The sequence below is a fragment of the Sinorhizobium medicae genome (assembly GCF_007827695.1).
Classification (GTDB): Bacteria; Pseudomonadota; Alphaproteobacteria; order Rhizobiales; family Rhizobiaceae; genus Sinorhizobium; species Sinorhizobium medicae.
Genome location: NZ_VITA01000017.1, coordinates 24,529 through 42,693, shown reverse-complemented (window position 1 = coordinate 42,693; position 18,165 = coordinate 24,529). Strand labels below are relative to the sequence as shown.

Below are 18,165 nucleotides of genomic sequence, written 5' to 3'. Positions count from 1 at the left end.
GGGTGTCGGCTTTGGCCGGCTATTTCTGGATGCAGGTGTCCGCGGTCTCTTTTGTGCACTCGTCGAGGCCGGTAAAGACCGGGTCTTCGACAGGTTTACCGGCGATCAGGTCGAGCATCACCTGAGGTGCCTTATAGCCCATTTCGAACGGCCGCTGTCCGACCAGAGCGGTGACCAATCCTTCCCGCGCGATCGCGACCTCCTCGCCGATCGTGTCGGCGGCACCGATGACGAATTCGTTCTTGGCGATCTTGTCGGCCACCGGCCTGAACAGGTCGCGATAGGGCTGCGGCGCGCCGAACAGCGGCCATCCCCCCATGATCCCGAAAGCGTCCAGGTCGGGGTTGGCGGCAAGGATGTCCGTCATCGCCTGCACGCCCTTGGCGCCGTCGTCATTGGTGAAGACGGGGCAACCGGCCACTTCGGTCCAGCCGCCTTCGCCCTTGAGCTCCGCCAGGTCCTTCTGGCCGGTCAGCGCGTCGCGCATGCCCTGGGCGCGCCGCAGAATGTTGTCGGCCCCCGGGTTACCCTCGATGGTGCAGATCTTGCCGCCATCGGGCTTGGCTTTCTTGATGTACTCGCCGATGCGGTAGCCCATCAGGTAGTTGTCGGTTCCCAGATATGTTTTGCGCAGGGCCGAATCCTCGGCCGCGAGGTCCGCATCCACGGTCATCACCGGGACGGTAGGGTTTGAGGTTTTCAGCGTCTGGGCAATGAGTTTCGCATTGGACGGCGAGATGGCGATGGCGGCGGTTTCAGCTTTGCCCAGCATGTCCTGAACGATCTGGGCCTCGCCTGCCTCATCGGAAGTTGAAGCCGGGCCTGTGTAGAAACATTCGTATTCGGAGTCCGGATTTTCCTTGTTCCATTTCTGGCAACCCTGGTTGATGGCTTCAAAGAAGGGATTGTCGAGCCCCTTCACCACAATGACGAGCTGTTTCTTCTGGGCCATGGTCGTTCCGGCGCTGAGTGCCAGAGCGGCAACGGCAAGCAATAGTGCCTTCCTCATTCCTTCCTCCCTTGAAACAAGCGGGCACTCGTGTGCCCGCGCCTTAAATCACGAAAATTTCAGGCTTAGCTGCGACTATGCACAGCCGACGGCAATCGATCGAGGCATTGAAGAGCGGCAATTCGCGCGCAGTTCGTCAAGCAGAGTCGCTGTGAGTGCCGCCTGATCCTGCCCTGTGCCCCAAGAGCAAGTATCAGCATGCTCTCCTCCCGAAGACTAGCTAATATCCGCGTGAACGGCGCGTCAACGAATATTTGTATTACAATATATGTTTCGCGTATATGCGGGGTCATTTGTAGGACTATTGATTGACGCATTCCTGCGCATTTGCGTAAATGGTGATGGTCGCCTTGCCGGGAAGAGTGCGGGAGCGGGTGAGCGATCGAGAAGGCGGCCCGCTGCTTCGGGAGGCTAATCGGCTGTGGCAGTTCTCGAACTCGTCAACATTTCCAAGCATTTCGGCGCGATTCAGGCGGTAACCGATGTATCGCTTTCGCTTAACCGTGGCGAAGTGGTCGGGCTCATGGGCGACAACGGCGCCGGCAAGTCCACGCTGGTCAAGATGATTGCTGGCAACTTCAGGCCGAGCCAGGGCACAATGCGGCTCGACGGTGCCGAAATCGTACTTCACCGCCCCGTGGAGGCACGGCAGCACGGCATAGAGATCGTTTATCAGGACCTGGCGCTCTGCGACAATTTAACCGCTGCGGCTAATGTCTTCCTGGGACGGGAGATCAGGCGCGGGATCGGGCCCTTGAGCATTCTCGATTACAAAGCGATGTACCGCCGCGCCGGAGAGATTTTCAAGGAACTGAAGTCGGAGACGCCGCCGCGCGACTTCGTCCGGCAGATGTCGGGCGGTCAAAGGCAGGCGGTGGCAATCGCGCGTACGATGCTGTCTGATGCCAAGATCGTGCTGATGGACGAGCCGACGGCGGCGATTTCGGTGCGGCAGGTTGCGGAAGTCCTCAACCTGATCCGCGCGTTGCGCGATCGCGGCATCGCCGTCGTGCTGATCAGCCACCGCATGCCGGACGTCTTTACGGTCGCCGACCGGGTAATCGTCATGCGACGGGGCAGGAAGGTCGCCGATAAGGCGATCGAGCAGAGCTCTCCGGAGGAAGTGACCGGTTTGATCACCGGTGCCATCGAACAGGTATAAACCATTCTCAACGAAAGTGAAGGTTGGCCATGGCAATTACGCTCGATCGGGCAGTCGGTCAGAGGGACCGGGGATGGCTCTCGTTCCTGTTCGCAAGTCAGGCGTTCTGGGTTCTTATCGCCGTCATTCTCGCCTGCCTCTTCCTGTCTGTCGCTACCGACTCCTTCGCCACAGCCAAAAACCTCTATAACATCACGCGGAATTTCACCTTTGTCGCAATCATCGCGCTTGGGATGACGCTGGTCATCATCACCGGCGGCATCGATCTGTCGGTGGGATCGGTCCTTTGCCTGAGCAGTATGGTGCTTGCCGTCGTCATGCATGCCGGCTACGGCATCGAGGTGGGAATTGCCGCCTCGATCGGCACGGCTTTGCTGGCCGGCGCCTTCAATGGCGTCATGATTGCCTATCTCGGCTTTCCGCCGTTCGTGATCACGCTCGGGATGCTCTCGATCGCACGCAGCCTGGCGATGGTCGCATCCAACAATACGGTTGTCTTCGAGTTCGGACCGGACCACGATGCGCTGCTCGCGCTGGGCGGCGGCGCATGGTTCTTCGGCATCGCCAATCCGGTTCTCTATATGATTGTCCTGGCGCTCGTGACCGGCTTCGTGCTGCGCTGGACGAAGTTCGGCCGCTATGTTTTCGCAATCGGTGGCAACGAGCATGCAGCAAGGCTCACCGGCGTTCCGGTCAGGCGGATCAAGGTCATCGTATACATGATCTCTGCGCTGGCCGCCGGCATCGCCGGCATCGTCCAGACCGGCTGGCTCGGGGCGGTGACCACCAATATCGGCGCAGGAATGGAGCTTCAGGTCATCGCTGCTGCCGTGATCGGCGGCGCCAATCTGGCGGGTGGCGTTGGTACGGCGTCCGGCGCCCTGATAGGAGCCGCGCTGATCGAGGTGATCCGCAATAGCCTCGGCCTGCTTGGCATTAACGCATTCTGGCAAGGCGCCTTCATCGGCGGCGCCATCGTTCTTGCAGTGCTCTTCGACCGAATCCGAAACTTCCGGCAAAGCGAATAGTCGAGGGGAAACTCAGCGACGGTCCAGGAAACCGATCGCCGCTTCAGTCTTTGGTAAGGATACGCCGCATCTCTTCAAAGGCAGCTTCGCGCTGCGGGTCGCGGCCGGCGGCGTAAGGCAGGGGGAAGGTAGCAATAATGTCCGGTTCGACGCCGCGCCCTTCCAGTCGCACATCGTCATCGATCACCGCGTCCGATACCGCAAGCTCCAGAATGCTGTCGTCCGGCAGGAGATAGGCGCGGCCGGCAAGAAGAGCGCCTGCCGTGCGCGTCCCCACAAGCGGGATTCCATTGGACTTCAGCGCATAGGCGAAAAGTTCGAGGCCGCTTCTAGAGCCCTCGTCTATGATGGCGACGACCGGACGGCGCCAGCGTACATTTGCCAGCATGTCCTTGCCGCCGCGCGCAATCAGCCGGAAGTTGGGCGTGTCGCCGACGAAGAGCTCCGCCGCGTCGGGTGGGCCGCCGCCCCACCGGCCGCGCAGATCGACGATGACGCCATCGGCATCCTTGAGGCGACCTGTGGCAAGTTCGCGCGCCACGATATCGAGCCCATCGGGACTGGAAAGCGTCCATAGACGGAGATAACCGATGCTCCGTCCCCCCTCTTCGTGGAGGGTGACGCTTTTGTCGATAGCCTTTTCGAAGGTGGGCAAGGGCCGCAAGCGCTCCACAGCGACCGTGGCCTTGAAAGGTTGCGCGTCCGCCTCGCGCCGAAGGCGGATCTCCACCGTTCGTCCGATCCTGTCTCGAAAGGAATCGATTTCGCGATACGGCGCGCCATCCACCGAAAGAACTTCGTCGCCAACGCGTATGCCGGCCTTGTCCGCAGGCGAGCCGTCATAGACGTCGCTTACGAAGCGCAGCCCGTTTTCCATCCGGGTGACCATGCCTACCCCGGCATAGGTCGCCGCGCCATCCGGCGGGAACAGCCGCTTCATGTCGTGGCGAATAGCAAACCGGAATATGTCGGCAAGTTCGTAATATGCGATCGTATCCTGCTTGAAGCGGGCCGTGTGCGAGGCCTCGAGACTTGCGAGGATCCTCTCGATAGCGGTATCGACCCGGGGCCCCGGGCTTTCTGAGTTCAATGGCTGGCGGTCATTGAGTTCCCGCCGAACCGCTGCGCCAAAACCGTCGAGAGCAGCGGGATCATGGAAATTGTCGACGACAAGCGTGACGACCCGGTCGAATACAGGATGATTCGAGCGCGGCAGGTCGAGGCCGAAACCTTGGCTGGGTACAAGGAGAAACAGCAAGCCGGCCAGCAGGACCCGGGGCATCTTCGCGTGCATTGACGATCTCCGTTCTTTGCGGATCATACCGGCACAAGGGCGGCTGCAGTGAGGCCTGGATCAACAACATTCCGTGAGATCAGCGAGAGCGGCTGGTTTCCGTTTTTCCTGGAACACTTACCTGTCGGCAAAGTTGGAATTCTTGCTGGCGTTACACGCGCAAGGACGGACCATGGTCGTTTATCTTGCAGGTCTTCTATCATTGCTGCTCGGCGCACTCAGCCTTGGTCCCTCCTTCGCCCATGTTCTGGAGGCACCGCCGCGGTTGTTCGTCTGGTCGCCGGAACTATGGCGCGAGGCAACCGTCTTCAACGGCCAGTTCGCACTTTTTGCGAAGGTCGGCGGGCCGCTCGATGTTGCGACGATATTGGCTACGTGCTTCCTTTCCTATCTGCTTTCCAACGAGCGGCCTGCTTTCTGGTTCGCGCTCGCCGGTGGGGGCTTCTTCGCAGGCGGCCTGGCAGCGTGGTTCACGCTCGTCGCGCCGGCAAACGCCATACTGGCCACGTGGCAGCCGGGTCCGATACCGGTGGATTTCGAAGCGGTACGCCTCAGATGGGAGACCGGTCACATGGCTGTTGCGGCGCTGAAGGTCCTCGGCTTCGGTTCGATCTCAGTCGCCCTGCTGGCACCGCGGCTGGGCAGCGGCTAGAGCGGGATGAGAAAATGCGGTTTTGCTGATCCCGTTCTATTTAGCAGCGCGTTAGTAGCGGGCAAGGATTCTGTTCATCTCGGCTATCTCACGCTTCTGCGAGTCGATGATGCGTTCACACAAGGCGGCGATTTCGGGGTCGGCCAGCGAGGACTCCCGGCACATCAGGATGGCGCCAGAATGGTGCGGGATCATCGAACGCAAAAACTGCGCGTCACCGACGAAGGTCTGCATGCGCATGAAGGTAAAAGCTGCGATGAAGAGAATGGCGAAGGCGAGGTGGAGGCCGAGGTTCAACCTCTTTTTCGGATACATCGGGGCCATCATCAGGAGCATCAGCATGGCCATTGGCGCGACCATCATGATGGCCATGTAGAACATGTTGAGGTTGTTGTAGAAGTCGTTGATTCCGTCGATCATCGTGAACATCACGAGATATATGATCACCAGGCTGATCAGGAGATTGAGCGCGTATTTGAGATAGTGCGTAGACATCGTGTTTCCCCGATGTTCGTTTTCGACGCTCCCGTCAGCGGAATGCACTGCGCGGGAAATCCTGTCAGAGAGCTATTGCCGTTGCGAGCATGACCAGGCTGACGAAACCGAAAGCGGCCCGCACGACATGCGACCGCTCCCAGCGATCCCGGAGGGCGGTCCAGTCTTCACTTTCAGGAACAGACTTGGCACGAACGGTGCCCACTGCGAAAAACCGTCCACTGGTTCCTGCCAGTTGCGTGTCCTTGAGCCAGAAGTTGTTCACCGGATGCGTCAGGATCCAATAGGTGGCATGCATTGCGAGCAGGCCGATCAATGCGCCGACCGTCATCCAAAAGGCCGGCGTGCCTCTCGGCATGAGGACGAGGAGTGCGGCGGTAAAGAGTAGCGATAGCGGCTCGGCGACGCCGCCAATTGTGAAACCCGGATAGTAGATCGCCTGAATCGCCAGATACTGGTCCTTCGGCAGGCGCAGTTTGCCGGGCCACTCCAGTGCGTGGGCAAGGGCCAGTGCTGTTGCGATCGCGACCAGAACGATCGTGATGACTTCAACCGTCACGAGCATGATTCAACCCGGACTGCATGATGCATGCGCCTTCCAGCACGGCCGGATCAAGGGCCGGCTCATCGGAAGACATGCAGCGATTCGAAGCGCTTCAGCGCCTGCAAGATATCGTCCGAACTCCAAAGCATGGATTCGGTTCCATCCGGCCTGGACTTTACCCTCGGCTTCCGGTCTGCCGCAGGTGTCCGAACCGAAAGCGGCCGGCGGCGGCTGCACGCACCATCATCATCTCGCCGATCGTCTCGTGTGTCATCAATCCGACGAGGCGATTCGAGCCGTCGACGACCGCGACCGCAGGCGAATGGGATTCTTGCATGAGCCGCAGGCTCTCTTCCAAGCGTTTGCGATGATGAATGGTGGGCACGTCCCGGCGCATCGCAGCGACCACCGGTGTCGCAGCACCTTTTTCCTTGAGTGTCCGGATCATGTCGTCGCGTGTCAGCAGCCCCTCGAAATGGCCGGCAAGATCGACCACTGGAAACTCCCGCTGTGTCGTGGCGAGCAATGTGTCGATGGCTTCATCTATCGTTGCCGAGCGATCGAGGGTCGCGAATTCGGTAATCATCACATCGGCAATCATCACGCTGCTGGAGACCTCGCGGATCTGGGCGTTCTGCGCTTCGGCCGTTGCGGCCAGATAGACGAAAATCGCGATGAAGATCAGCAGCGGATTGTAGAACAGGCCGGCGAAGCCGAAGACGAAGGCAAGCCCCTGTCCGATGGTTGCCGCGATCTGGGTCGCACGCGACCAGCTAAGCCGGGATGCGAGCGCCGCCCGCAACACGCGACCGCCGTCCATCGGGAAGGCGGGGATCATATTGAAGAGCACGAGGAAGACATTGACGCCGGCAAGCCTGGCGAGAAAGCCGCTCTGCGGGTCCTCCACGTCAGCTAATTGCCCCATTACCGTATAGCTGCCGAGGATCGCGACGAGCACCCCGGCAATCGCCACATTGACCAGAGGGCCTGCGATAGCGATCATGAATTCCTGGCCGGGCTCCTCCGGCATTCGCTCGAGCCGGGCGACGCCGCCGATCGGCAGCAGCGTTATGTCCGGCGTCTTAATGCCGAAGCGGCGGGCGGCAGCTATGTGGCCGAACTCGTGGAGCACGACGCAAACAAAGACAGCGACGATAAAAGCAATCCCCTCCATCGCCGCCACCGTGCCGCCGATCCGGTAGTGCGTCAGCCATATCCAGATCAGAAGCAGCGCGAAGGTCACGTGCACGCGAATAGCAGTGCCGGCGATCGTTCCGATTCTGAAGGACCAAGCCATGCGCGAGATGCTCCGTCCGGTCGTGAATCCCCACCCTTGAGAGGATGCCTCTGACCATCATGACAGTGGCGGCCCCGACACACAATCTGGGTGCCTTTCACATCTAATCGGCTGGCTTCCGGTTCGTTCCGCGGCGGGGCAATGGTCTCGACGCTTCTCTCGGCATTCCGGATCATCATTCGATCCGCTTTCGCATCGGCATCGACGAGAAAGCCGAGAACCCGGGCGGGCTCAATATCTTCGGCAAGGGTTTCGAGGATTTCGATCAGGATATCGTCATGACCCTCTATTTCTAGCGGAGTGAGCCTGAATTTTTCTAATGGCTCGTGCAAAATATCGTCGTTTGTCGGAGGCGTACGGAGCTCATATGCATCTCTCGTCCGAATGCCTCTTCGGCTCGATCGCCTAAGAGCAGGCAACAACAAACGCGAGGTCTATGTATCCGTGATGACTAAAATTTCCATCGGAGCAACTGGAATGGCTGCGATCGCTCTGCTCTCCTGCGGAGGCGGCGCTCACGCAGCAGGGCAAGGTGATGAAGGGCAGCTGGCACGCGTAGTGGACGAGGCTATCCGGCCCCTCATGGAGGAAAACGGCGTGCCCGGCATGGCTATCGCGGTGACCGTGCGCGGCAAGAGATACGTCTTCAACTATGGCCTGGCGTCGAAAGAGGCGGGAAGAAGGTCACGGACGATACGATGTTCGAAATCGGATCGATCAGCAAGACCTTCACTGCGACGCTCGCCGCCTACGCTGAAGCGCGCGGCAATTTGAGTTTAGCAGAGCCGGCCAGCAAATATCTCCCGGCGCTATCCGGAACGCCATTCGATGAAATCAGACTTCTCGATCTGGGCACCTATGCGGCCGGCGGACTGCCTTTGCAGTTTCCGGACGCGGTCTCCGGTGAGGAGAGCATGATCGAATACTTCAAAAGCTGGCGCCCGACCTACGCCGCAGGAACGTACAGGCTCTATTCCAATCCGAGCATAGGTCTGTTCGGCTATCTCGCCGCCAAAAGCATGGGCGCGCCCTTCGCCGATCTGATGGAGGAGACGGTCATTCGGGGACTGGCACTGAAGAACACCTTCATCAGCGTTCCAGACGATCGGATGGACGATTATGCTTATGGCTATTCGAAGGCCGGCAAACCGATCCGGGTTACGCGCGGTGTCTTCGACTCGCAAGCCTATGGCGTGAAGACGACCGCTGCCGACTTGCTTCGCTTCGTAGAGGCAAGCATCGACGATACCGGCCTGGAAGAAATGCTACGGCACGCGATCACCGCAACGCATACCGGTCATTTCAAGGTAGGCCCCATGACGCAGGGCCTCGGATGGGAGATGTACGCTTATCCGCCAAAACTCGACGACTTGCTGACCGGCAATTCCGCCCGGATGGCTCTCGAGCCGAGCAAGGTTGACAAGATCGTTCCGCCGTCTGCGCCACGCAAAGATATTTGGATCAACAAAACCGGCTCGACCAACGGGTTCGGCGCCTATGCAGCCTTCGTCCCGGCCGAGCGAATCGGCATTGTGATGCTCGCGAACAGAAATTACCCGATCGCTGCTCGCGTCAAGGCCGCATACCGGATCTTGACGACCCTGGACGACAAGCTCGGCTCAGCCGATCCCCGCTGACGCCTTGCCCGCCATCGCGCCGCGCTCCTGGTCGAGGGAGCGCGGTTGCCGTGACGGCGGCGGCCTTACCGCAACAGTCAGTATGCTCTTGGGGGTACGAACAGGCAGATTGTCTTCCCATAGGCTTTGCCCGACGCGGAGCACCAGTGGTATTCGCCATCGGGCGACATACGGACCCGGCTGTCGGCGTAGGGCAGGACTTCGCCGGTGGCTCTGACGATGTAGCCCTGCGGTCGCTCGCTGATGTCGTTTTGTGCGACCTTGCGGCAATCCATCGTCGAACAGCAGGCGCTCGGATACTGCCAACCATTCGGAGCGTCGTGGGCTAGGGCCGTCGTTGCGGACAACCCGGCCAAAAGGAAGATAAATCCGCGCATGGGATCTCCTTTCAGGAGCAGTCACCAATCCGGACTGCAGCCGGCGGGTTCGCTACGGCGCTCGGGCGTCCAAGCGCCGAATCCGCGTAGCGGTTTTGCGTGCTCCATGACTCATCCTGCAATCAGTTCCCGGTTTGAGGAACCATGCAGCAAGCTTCAAACCTGCGGATTGCCGAAATGATCCCTTGCGCCGCCGCCTATGTCAGCCGCGACTTTCGTCGCCATTGACGCGAAAGCCGTCGCTTTCGCCTTCGATGAGCTCCATCGGCCAGACCGCATTTGTCAACGCCTGCGGGTAATGCTCCTGGAAAGTCGGCATAGTGGAAAGCAGCGTCTCCGCAAGCGCTATGCCGAGGTCGCGCAGCGACAGACGGAAACAGGTGAGCGGCGGCGAAAGAAAATGCGCATGCGGGCTGTAGCGCCCTATCACCGCGATGTCGCGGCCGGGCCTGACGCCGGCTTCGGAAAGGCCCTGGTAAAATCCGATGGCGATCGTCTCGTTGACGAGCAAGGCAGCCGTCGGCCGGTCCTCAAGCTTCAGGAGTTCGCGTGCGATCTGATAGCCACCGGTTTCGTTCGGCGTCGATCGGAAGATCAGCTCCTCCTCCAGAGTGAGGCCATGCGCGGCGAGCGCTTCGCGGCAGCGGTCGACGAAGATGTAGCCGAGATTGGCGTCGTCATGGGGGCGGGTGACCGCGATACGGCGATGTCCACGGGCGACGAGACGGTCGATCGCGATCTGAGCCATTCCCTCGAAATCGAGATCCAGCCAGGGCCGCCCGACATCCGTGAGGCTTCGGCCAAGGGTAACGAAGGGGATGTTGCGTTCGGCCAGATACTCGATGCGCGGATCGTGCCGCTGCGTGGCCGAGAGGATCAGGCCGTCGGCGAAACCGCGCGCAACGACGCGGCGCAGGTAATCGCTCTGATCCTCCTCGGACGAGCAGAGCAGGGCGACGAGGTCGAGCTTATGCTTGGCGAAGACCGCCTGCACGCCGTCGAAGACACTCATGAAGAAGGTGTCGCCCTGGCCAGTGATCTCCGTGCCGGTCTGCATCATGAAGCCAATGATGTTGGTGGTGCCCTGCCTCAGGCTGCGGCCCGACTGGTTCGGCACATAGCCGAGCTTCTCGGCCGCTTCGAGGACCCGCCTGCGCGTCTCCTCGTTAACGTCGGGGCGGCCGTTCAATGCACGCGAAACCGTTCCGATCGAAATATCGAGATGTTGCGCTAGGCGCCGAATTCCCTTCATGCGGAGCGTTTTCCTACTTCTCCACCGGCCGGCTCACTCCAATATACTAGCGATTGACGTGATCGAAGATATTGTGAGACCCGGTGGGCGAGCGAGCACCATCAGCCCGCCTTTACTCATTCCGACCGAACTTCTGAAATCCCTATTGACATGTTTCGGAAAGTCCGCATAGTTCCGTAAACGTTTACGGAGACCAAAGCAAGCCGGAAACGCCGGTTTGCGGGAGGAGAATAGTGATTTTTCGCGCAGTTCTTTGCGGGTGCGGAGCTATGGCCAGAGGTTGGCTCAAGGCGATTGCCGCGGACCGCGAACTTCAGTCGATAATCCGGGTCGTCGGGCTCGTCGACGTGAATCCGGAGGCCGCCCGTGCGCTCGCGGCGGAATTTGAAATCGAAGATGCCGTTATCGGTTCGGATCTCGATGCCGTGCTGACGGAAACGGCACCCGACATCCTCTTCGACATAGTCATTCCGGCCGCGCGCCGCGACGTCGTCGCGACCGCACTCCGTCATGGCTGCCATGTGCTGAGCGAAAAGCCGATGGCGGCGTCACTGGAAGCGGCTCGTGAATTGATCGAGCTCGCCGGCAATGCGGGCAGGATACATGCGATCGTACAGAACCGCCGTTTCATCGCCGGCATACGCCGCATCCGCCGCTTTATCGAAAGCGGGGCGATCGGCGACCTGACGGCCATCCATTGCGACTTCTTCATCGGCGCACATTTCGGCGGTTTTCGCGAAGAAATGGAGCATGTGCTGCTTCTCGATATGGCGATCCACACCTTCGACGCCGCTCGGTTCATTGCCGACAAGACGCCGCTCGCCGTCTATTGCCACGAAGAAAATCCGCGGGGCTCCTGGTACGCGCATGGCGCGGCTGCAACTGCGATCTTCGAACTTACCGACGATGTGACCTTCACCTATCGCGGATCCTGGTGTGCCGAAGGCGCCAATACGAGCTGGGAGAGCGAATGGCGCATCATCGGAACTGAAGGCACGCTGCTCTGGGATGGCGCCGAGGCGCTCAGTGCGAACCGTGTCGCCGGCAGCGACGGGTTCTTCCGTCCGCTCGCCCCCATCGAAATTCCCAACCCGGCGGACCTGCGTCAGACGCAGGGGCATGCGAGCGTGATCGCCGATTTCGTTGCGGCGGTCCGTACCGGCACCAAGCCGGAGACGGTTGGCGACGACAATATCAACAGCCTTGCAATGGTGTTCGCGGCGATCGAAAGCGCCCGGACCCGGCAGCGCGTTACAATTTGAGTGAGGCATATAATGAGCAATCCAGCCAAATCCATCCGTATCGGGACCATGGTCAGCGCCACCAATGGCGAGGCCGCGAAGCGCATCGGCGAGATCGCCGATCTGGGCTTTGAAAGCTTCGAGCCGTTCTTTTGGCAGACCACCAACGGACAGGATCTTGCCGAACTCGGCAAGCGCTGCCGCGACGCGATCGGCGACCGCGACATCACGATCTCGACGCTCGGCATGTTCGGCAATCCGCTGGAGGAAACCGACATCGATCTGCAGACGCTGCAGGGCTGGAAGGATTGCATCGACAACGCCCATCATTTCGGCGCGACATGCGTCGCCGGCTTCACCGGACGCATCCGCAACCGGCCATTGACCGACAGCCTGCCGCGTTACCGTAAGGTCTGGAGCGAGCTCGCTCAGCGCGCCGCCGACAAGGGCGTGAAGGTCGCTTTCGAGAATTGCGCCATGGATGGCAACTGGGCGACGGGCGACTGGAATATCGCTCACAATCCGGACGCCTGGGAGCTGATCTTCAACGAAACGCCCGACGACAACATCGGCATCGAGTGGGAGCCTTGCCACCAGATGGTCTATCTGATCGACCCGCTGCCGCAAATCCGTAAATGGGCGCACAAGATCTTTCATGTGCACGGCAAGGACGCGACGATCCGCTGGGACGTCATTCGCGAGCACGGCATCTTCGGCAAGGAAAAATTTGTGTTCATGCGCACGCCCGGCTTCGGCGACAGCAACTGGACCGACATCATCTCCGAGCTTCGGCTCGCGGGCTGGTCCGGATCCATCGACATCGAAGGATGGCACGATCCGGTCTATCGCGATGCACTGGAGATGACGGGGCAGGTGCATGCTCTGAATTACCTGAAAGGCAGCCGCGGCGGCGACTTCGTGGCCGACCGGGCCTGAGGCATGCCGACGGCCGGTAAGGGGGCGCCGGTCGCGGGAAAACCCAAAAGAGGAGGAGTCCATGGGTATCCGAAAATATGCAATGCTGGGCGCATTCGCGCTCGCCAGCTTTTCCTTGTCAGCCTTTGCCGCAAGCGCCGAGGACGTGACGATCAGAGTCTGGTCGCTTGATCGAGACATTCAGCCGGCACCGAACTTGATAAAGGATTTCAACAAGCTGAACTCCGGTATTAAAGTCGAGTATCGGCAGATTCAGTTCGATGATGTGGTCAGCGAGGCGATGCGGGCCTATTCAACCGGGCAAGCGCCGGACATCATTGCCGTCGATAATCCCGAACACGCGCTCTTTGCGTCTCGCGGCGCGTTTCTCGATCTGAGCGACATGATCGCGAAGTCCTCCGTCGTAAAGCCGGAGAACTACTTCAAGGGGCCGCTCGCCTCCGTGACCTGGGACGGGAAATATTACGGTATCCCCAAGGCGACCAACACGATCGCCCTTTATTACAACAAGGACATGTTCAAGGCGAAAGGTCTGGACCCGAACAAGCCTCCGCAAACCTGGGACGAACTGGTCGAGGCGGCACGCAAGCTGAGCGACCCCGCTCAGAACGTCTACGGCATCACCTTTTCGGCAAAGGCCAACGAGGAGGGGACATTCCAGTTCCTGCCCTGGGCGCAGATGGCCGGGGGTGGTTACGACAACATCAATTCCGAAGGCGCGGTCAAGGCGCTCGACGTCTGGAAGACGATCATCGACGAGAAGCTTGCCTCGCCGGACACGCTGACACGCAGCCAATGGGACGCCACCGGTACCTTCAATTCCGGCAACGCGGCCATGGCGATTTCCGGCCCCTGGGAACTCGACCGCATGCTCGAGGAAGCGAAGTTCGATTGGGGCGTCGCGCTGATGCCCGTGCCGCAGGCCGGCGCTGAACGCTCTTCGGCCATGGGCGATTTCAATTGGGCGATCTTTGCGAACACCGAGCATCCGGAAGAGGCCTTCAAGGTCCTCGAATATTTCGTTTCCCAGGACGACCGGATGTTCAAGGACTTCGGACAACTGCCGCCTCGTTCGGACATCGCCATTCCGGCGACGGGCGAGCCGAAAAAGGACGCGGCTCTCCAGGTCTTCGTGGAGCAGCTGAAATATGCCAAGCCGCGTGGCCCCCATCCCGCATGGCCCAAGATCTCCAAGGCGATCCAGGACGCCATCCAGGCGGCGCTTACCGGGCAGATGAGCTCGAAGGAAGCGCTCGACCAGGCGGCGGAGAAGATCAAGGCGGTTCTTGGCTGACCCACCGCGCCACCGAAACGGTGAGCGGAATTCATCGGCGGGTTGTCGCGACGATCCGTCCCCGCATTTTCTCCCGAGAGAGGCGATCTCCGGCTTCGGCCGGGGTCGCCGCCGCACACTGCATGTTGCGCGCTGATGGTGCGCAGCGCTGTAGTCCGCACCATCAGCGGCTCAACGGACAGGTGATCGCAAATGAAGAGAATATTATCCAGCATCACGGATGGCAGGGGCTTTGATGTCGGCCTCGTGAGCTTGCCGCTCGCCTTCCTGTTCGTTCTTTCCGGGCTGCCGCTCGTCTACAACGTCGTGATGAGCTTCCAGGAGGTCGACATGTTCAGCCTCGGCAGCTTTTCGCGGCCGTTCGTGGGCTTCAAGAATTATATCGACCTTTTCGGCCAGCCTGAAACCTGGCCCATTCTCCTCAATACCGCCATCTTCGTGACGGCTTCGATCGCGGGCCAGTTTCTTATTGGCTTCGGTCTTGCGCTCTTCTTCTGGGTCAGTTTCCCCGGTGCGTCCTGGCTTCGCGGCCTCTTCCTCGTCTCCTGGGTCATGCCCGGCCTCGTCGTGGGCGCCATCTGGAACTGGATTCTGTCGGGCGACTTCGGCGTACTCAACTTTCTGCTGCGCGAAACGGGTGTGATCTCCGGCAACATCTTCTGGCGATCGGATCCGAGCTATTCTCTTTGGGCGGTCATCATCGCCAATATCTGGTTGGGCACGTCGTTCAACATGATCCTGCTTTCGGTCGGCCTTTCAGGCATTCCGAAGGACCTCTACGAGGCGGCCGAACTGGATGGTGCCAACGCGTTTCAACGCTTCTGGACGATTACCCTGCCGATGATGCGTTCGACGATCGGCGCCATCGTCGCGCTCGGACTCATCTTCACGCTGCAGCAATTCGATCTCTTCGCCGCAATCACGTCCGGAGGGCCGAACAATACGTCCAATGTCACGCAATACTGGGCCTGGGACCTTTCCTTCCGCCAGTATGATTTTGCCAAGGGTGCGACGATCTCGGTGATCATGATCGTCTTCGTGATGTTCGCCTCCGTCGTTTATGTCCGCTCAACGCGCCATGAGGTCAGAGGATGAGTGACACTTTCCGCAACCGCTTGATGCTGGCTGTCGCGTTGGTGCTCGCGGCCATCTATCTCTTCCCGCTTTACTGGATGTACATCACCGCGCTGAAGACCGGCTCGGCGATGTTCGCGACCCCGCCGAAGTTTTGGCCCAGCGAGCCGCAATGGAGCATCTACGCCCATGTCTGGGAGAGCCGCAACATGGGCCGGTATCTCTGGAATTCGCTCGTCATCGCCTTCGGCTCCGTGGCGCTGATCGCCGTGCTCGGCGTCGGATGCGCCTATGTGCTTGCGCGCTATCGCAATGTCTGGGTCGATATCGGCCTGTTTCTAATCCTCATGCTCCAGGTGCTGCCCGCCTCGCTGATGGTGACGCCGATTTTCGTCGGCTTCTCGCAGGTGGGCCTCCTTGACACGCCGCGCCTTGCCGTCATCCTGGCGATTGCTGCCAAAAGCATGCCCTTTTTCGTGGTTCTTGTCCGCGCTACTTTCATGAGCGTGCCGATGGAACTCGAAGAAGCGGCTCTCGTCGACGGCAATTCACGCATCGGTGCCTTCTTCAACATCGTGCTGCCGCTCGCCCGCAACGGGATTCTCGTCAGCGCGATCCTGATCTTCATGCAAGCCTTCGGCGAATTCGTCTATTCGAAATCGATGATCCAGGCTGTCGAGTTGCAGCCCGCAAGCGTTGGCCTGAATACCTTCATGGGGCCGAACACCAATGAATGGAACAACATCATGGCCTATGCCACGATCTATGTGACGCCCATCCTTGCCGCCTTTATCCTCTTGCAGCGCCGCATTGTGTCCGGCCTCACTTCAGGAGCCCTCAAATGACCCTTCAGATCGAGCTAAACGGCGTCAACAAGTTCTACGGCTCCTATCATGCACTCAAGAACATCGATCTGGCGATCGAGGAGGGAACCTTCGTCGCTCTGGTCGGACCTTCCGGCTGCGGCAAGTCCACGCTCCTGCGGTCGCTGGCCGGGCTCGAGAAGATTTCAGCCGGTGAGATGAAGATCGCCGGGGCGCGGATGAACGACGTTCCGCCGCGCAAGCGCGACGTCGCAATGGTTTTCCAGTCCTATGCGCTCTATCCGCACATGACCGTGGAGGAGAACCTGACCTACAGCTTGCGCATCCGCGGCGTGAAAAAGGCGGAGGCACTAAGGGCGGCGGCCGAGGTGGCGACGACCACCGGCCTTTCACACCTCATGAAGCGCTATCCGCGCGAGCTTTCCGGCGGACAACGCCAGCGTGTGGCTATGAGCCGCGCGATCATCCGCCATCCGAAGGCGTTTCTTTTCGACGAGCCCTTGTCCAATCTCGACGCGGCATTGCGCGTCCATATGCGCAAGGAGATCCGCGCGCTGCATGACCGACTCGGGGCGACCTCCGTCTATGTGACGCACGATCAAATCGAGGCGATGACCATGGCGGACCATGTTGTTGTCATGCGCGATGGCATCATCGAACAGCAGGGCCGTCCGCTCGACCTTTACGACCGACCTGCGAACCGCTTCGTTGCCGGGTTCATCGGTTCGCCGGCGATGAACTTCATCCCGGCGGTGGTGGAGCAAGATGGCAGACATCTCGCGCTCGACCTTGGCGCGACACAGGCAAGGCTCGCGCTTGTCGAAACCGTTCCAGCGGGAGCGTCGGTGACCGTCGGAATTCGGCCGGAGCATATCCGCATCGTCGGTGCGGGTCAGGGCGCCCTCGACATTCCTGTCGGTGTCGTCGAGTCGACCGGTTCGGCCACCTACATCACGTCCGCGACTCAACCGGAACTGATGGTCGTGGAGACCGGACGCTCCGCGGCGGTGGGCGGAGAGCTGATTGGTCTTGCTATAGATCCGGCTCAGTTGCACCTCTTCGACGCGGAAACGGGCAACAGGCTCGGAATCGGGAGAGCGCATGAGAGCGAGAAATTCGCGCCTCGCGCAGCCCCTCATCCCGCTGCCGCGACCTTCTCCCCGTCGTGACGGGAAGAAGGGGGAAGCCGCGTTTGCTCCGTCCTCTCCGCTGCTGGCCAAAGGAGGTAGCGCGCCACGGGTCCGCTTCGCCCCGCCTGCGGGGAGAAGGTTGCCGGAAGTCCGGATGAGGGGCCATTCCGCGTACCGTCAGCCCTGCCGCTCCTTGAGATTCAAGATCAGCCGCTCCTGGCCGACACGGATCACGTGCTCCATCGCTCGGCGCGCGCCATCCTCGTTGCGGCGCCTGATTTCCTCGACGATACGGATATGCGCGATCGCGACACGGTCGATCTCCGTTTCATCGGCCGTCGGGCTCGTCAGCTGAAATACGCCGATCAGCGCCGCTTCGATCAGGCTGCCGACCGTTCGCATGAACGGGTTGAGCGAGGCCTCGAGGAGGCGGAGGTGGAACTCGAGATCGGCCTGCGCCAGCGTGTGAGGGCTGTGGCCGGCATCGCCCATGGCGACGGCGAGCCGCATCATCCTGGCGATATCGGCATCGCTGGCGCGGCGCGCCGCAAGGGCAGCCGCATAGGGTTCGAGCGCCAGGCGAACTTCACTCACATGACGCAGAAACTTCTCATCGACACCCGCACCGAAATGCCATGTGAGCACGTCGCTGTCGAAGAGATTCCAGTGTGCTTTTGGCAGCACCCGTGTACCGATGCGGGCACGTGGAACGACCAGGCCTTTGGCGGCCAGCGTCTTCATCGCTTCACGCAATACTGTACGCGAAACGTTGAAGCGTGCGGCAAGGTCGGTGTCGCCCGGAAGCGTGTCGCCGACAGAAAACTCACCACCAACCACTGCCTGCCCGAGTTCGTCGACAACCAGTCTATGGCTCGTGCGCTTTCCGCGTTGAGTACCGAAGGCCCCCGGCATCTCGCCC

17 protein-coding genes and 2 pseudogenes are annotated in these 18,165 nt (G+C 60.5%); 11 read left to right on the top strand and 8 right to left on the bottom strand.

All coding sequences use genetic code 11. The features are described 5' to 3' along the window. Window positions 1–19 precede the first annotated feature (19 nt). Window positions 20–1,009 (bottom strand): sugar-binding protein, encoded by a 990-nt coding sequence (locus FB009_RS24475; RefSeq protein WP_012061840.1) that lies wholly within the window; start codon window positions 1,007–1,009, stop codon window positions 20–22. A gap of 421 nt (window positions 1,010–1,430) precedes the next feature. Between FB009_RS24475 and FB009_RS24470 the strand changes: the two genes are divergently transcribed. After that, entirely contained in the window at window positions 1,431–2,171 is a 741-nt protein-coding gene (locus FB009_RS24470; protein ID WP_012061839.1) for an ATP-binding cassette domain-containing protein, read from the top strand. Window positions 2,172–2,200: 29 nt separating this feature from the next. After that, window positions 2,201–3,199 carry an ABC transporter permease gene (locus tag FB009_RS24465; protein ID WP_012061838.1) on the top strand — a complete coding sequence of 333 codons (999 nt, stop codon included), beginning with the start codon at window positions 2,201–2,203 and terminating at the stop codon, window positions 3,197–3,199. Between the two features lie 43 nt (window positions 3,200–3,242). Here the strand turns inward: FB009_RS24465 and FB009_RS24460 are convergent, their stop codons facing one another. Then, window positions 3,243–4,493: a S41 family peptidase gene (locus FB009_RS24460; RefSeq protein ID WP_024325097.1), complete on the bottom strand. Its 1,251-nt coding sequence runs from the start codon at window positions 4,491–4,493 to the stop codon at window positions 3,243–3,245. A 172-nt stretch (window positions 4,494–4,665) separates the two neighbouring features. Between FB009_RS24460 and FB009_RS24455 the strand changes: the two genes are divergently transcribed. Then, entirely contained in the window at window positions 4,666–5,145 is a 480-nt protein-coding gene (locus FB009_RS24455) for a hypothetical protein (RefSeq protein ID WP_101804644.1), read from the top strand. Between the two features lie 51 nt (window positions 5,146–5,196). On the opposite strand, the gene FB009_RS24450 is transcribed toward FB009_RS24455, so the two are convergent. From FB009_RS24450 to FB009_RS24440, 3 genes are all read right to left on the bottom strand, one after another. Next, window positions 5,197–5,640: a DUF305 domain-containing protein gene (locus tag FB009_RS24450; protein WP_145162008.1), complete on the bottom strand. Its 444-nt coding sequence runs from the start codon at window positions 5,638–5,640 to the stop codon at window positions 5,197–5,199. Window positions 5,641–5,704: 64 nt separating this feature from the next. After that, window positions 5,705–6,205, bottom strand: a complete 501-nt coding sequence (locus FB009_RS24445) for a DUF1772 domain-containing protein (protein ID WP_028053578.1) — start codon at window positions 6,203–6,205, stop codon at window positions 5,705–5,707. A 154-nt stretch (window positions 6,206–6,359) separates the two neighbouring features. Beyond that, a complete protein-coding gene (locus FB009_RS24440; RefSeq protein WP_018209683.1) occupies window positions 6,360–7,481 on the bottom strand; it encodes a site-2 protease family protein in 1,122 nt (373 codons plus the stop codon). A 155-nt stretch (window positions 7,482–7,636) separates the two neighbouring features. On the opposite strand from FB009_RS24440, the pseudogene FB009_RS33775 reads away from it, so the two are divergent. Both FB009_RS33775 and ampC read left to right on the top strand, forming a co-directional pair. Then, a pseudogene (locus FB009_RS33775) lies at window positions 7,637–7,777 on the top strand (transcriptional regulator); the annotation flags it as partial. 151 nt (window positions 7,778–7,928) lie between these two features. Next, window positions 7,929–9,118, top strand: a pseudogene (gene ampC / locus FB009_RS24430) (class C beta-lactamase). Window positions 9,119–9,195: 77 nt separating this feature from the next. On the opposite strand, the gene FB009_RS24425 reads toward ampC, so the two are convergent. Both FB009_RS24425 and FB009_RS24420 read right to left on the bottom strand, forming a co-directional pair. Beyond that, the gene (locus tag FB009_RS24425; protein WP_012061831.1) at window positions 9,196–9,495 is read right to left on the bottom strand and encodes a hypothetical protein; all 300 of its coding nucleotides are present in this window, start codon (window positions 9,493–9,495) and stop codon (window positions 9,196–9,198) included. Between the two features lie 202 nt (window positions 9,496–9,697). Further along, window positions 9,698–10,747, bottom strand: a complete 1,050-nt coding sequence (locus FB009_RS24420) for a LacI family DNA-binding transcriptional regulator (protein ID WP_018209685.1) — start codon at window positions 10,745–10,747, stop codon at window positions 9,698–9,700. A 233-nt stretch (window positions 10,748–10,980) separates the two neighbouring features. Here FB009_RS24420 and FB009_RS24415 point away from each other — a divergent pair, with 233 nt between their 5' ends. The 6 genes from FB009_RS24415 (at window position 10,981) to FB009_RS24390 (ending at window position 17,285) form a co-directional block, all read left to right on the top strand. Next, on the top strand, window positions 10,981–12,009 hold the full coding sequence (locus FB009_RS24415; RefSeq protein WP_033045055.1) for a Gfo/Idh/MocA family protein: 1,029 nt from the start codon (window positions 10,981–10,983) through the stop codon (window positions 12,007–12,009). Between the two features lie 12 nt (window positions 12,010–12,021). Beyond that, a complete protein-coding gene (locus FB009_RS24410; RefSeq protein ID WP_018209687.1) occupies window positions 12,022–12,924 on the top strand; it encodes a sugar phosphate isomerase/epimerase family protein in 903 nt (300 codons plus the stop codon). Window positions 12,925–12,985: 61 nt separating this feature from the next. After that, complete coding sequence (locus tag FB009_RS24405; protein ID WP_101798730.1) at window positions 12,986–14,218, top strand: ABC transporter substrate-binding protein; 1,233 nt, start codon at window positions 12,986–12,988, stop codon at window positions 14,216–14,218. Between the two features lie 192 nt (window positions 14,219–14,410). Continuing rightward, window positions 14,411–15,313, top strand: a complete 903-nt coding sequence (locus FB009_RS24400) for a carbohydrate ABC transporter permease (RefSeq protein ID WP_018209689.1) — start codon at window positions 14,411–14,413, stop codon at window positions 15,311–15,313. After that, the gene (locus FB009_RS24395; RefSeq protein WP_018012106.1) at window positions 15,310–16,137 is read left to right on the top strand and encodes a carbohydrate ABC transporter permease; all 828 of its coding nucleotides are present in this window, start codon (window positions 15,310–15,312) and stop codon (window positions 16,135–16,137) included. The genes FB009_RS24400 and FB009_RS24395 overlap by 4 nt, the downstream gene beginning before the upstream one ends. Beyond that, window positions 16,134–17,285, top strand: a complete 1,152-nt coding sequence (locus FB009_RS24390; RefSeq protein WP_012061824.1) for an ABC transporter ATP-binding protein — start codon at window positions 16,134–16,136, stop codon at window positions 17,283–17,285. The genes FB009_RS24395 and FB009_RS24390 overlap by 4 nt, the downstream gene beginning before the upstream one ends. A gap of 138 nt (window positions 17,286–17,423) precedes the next feature. On the opposite strand, the gene FB009_RS24385 is transcribed toward FB009_RS24390, so the two are convergent. Continuing rightward, a complete protein-coding gene (locus FB009_RS24385; RefSeq protein ID WP_012061823.1) occupies window positions 17,424–18,158 on the bottom strand; it encodes a FadR/GntR family transcriptional regulator in 735 nt (244 codons plus the stop codon). Window positions 18,159–18,165 lie beyond the last annotated feature (7 nt).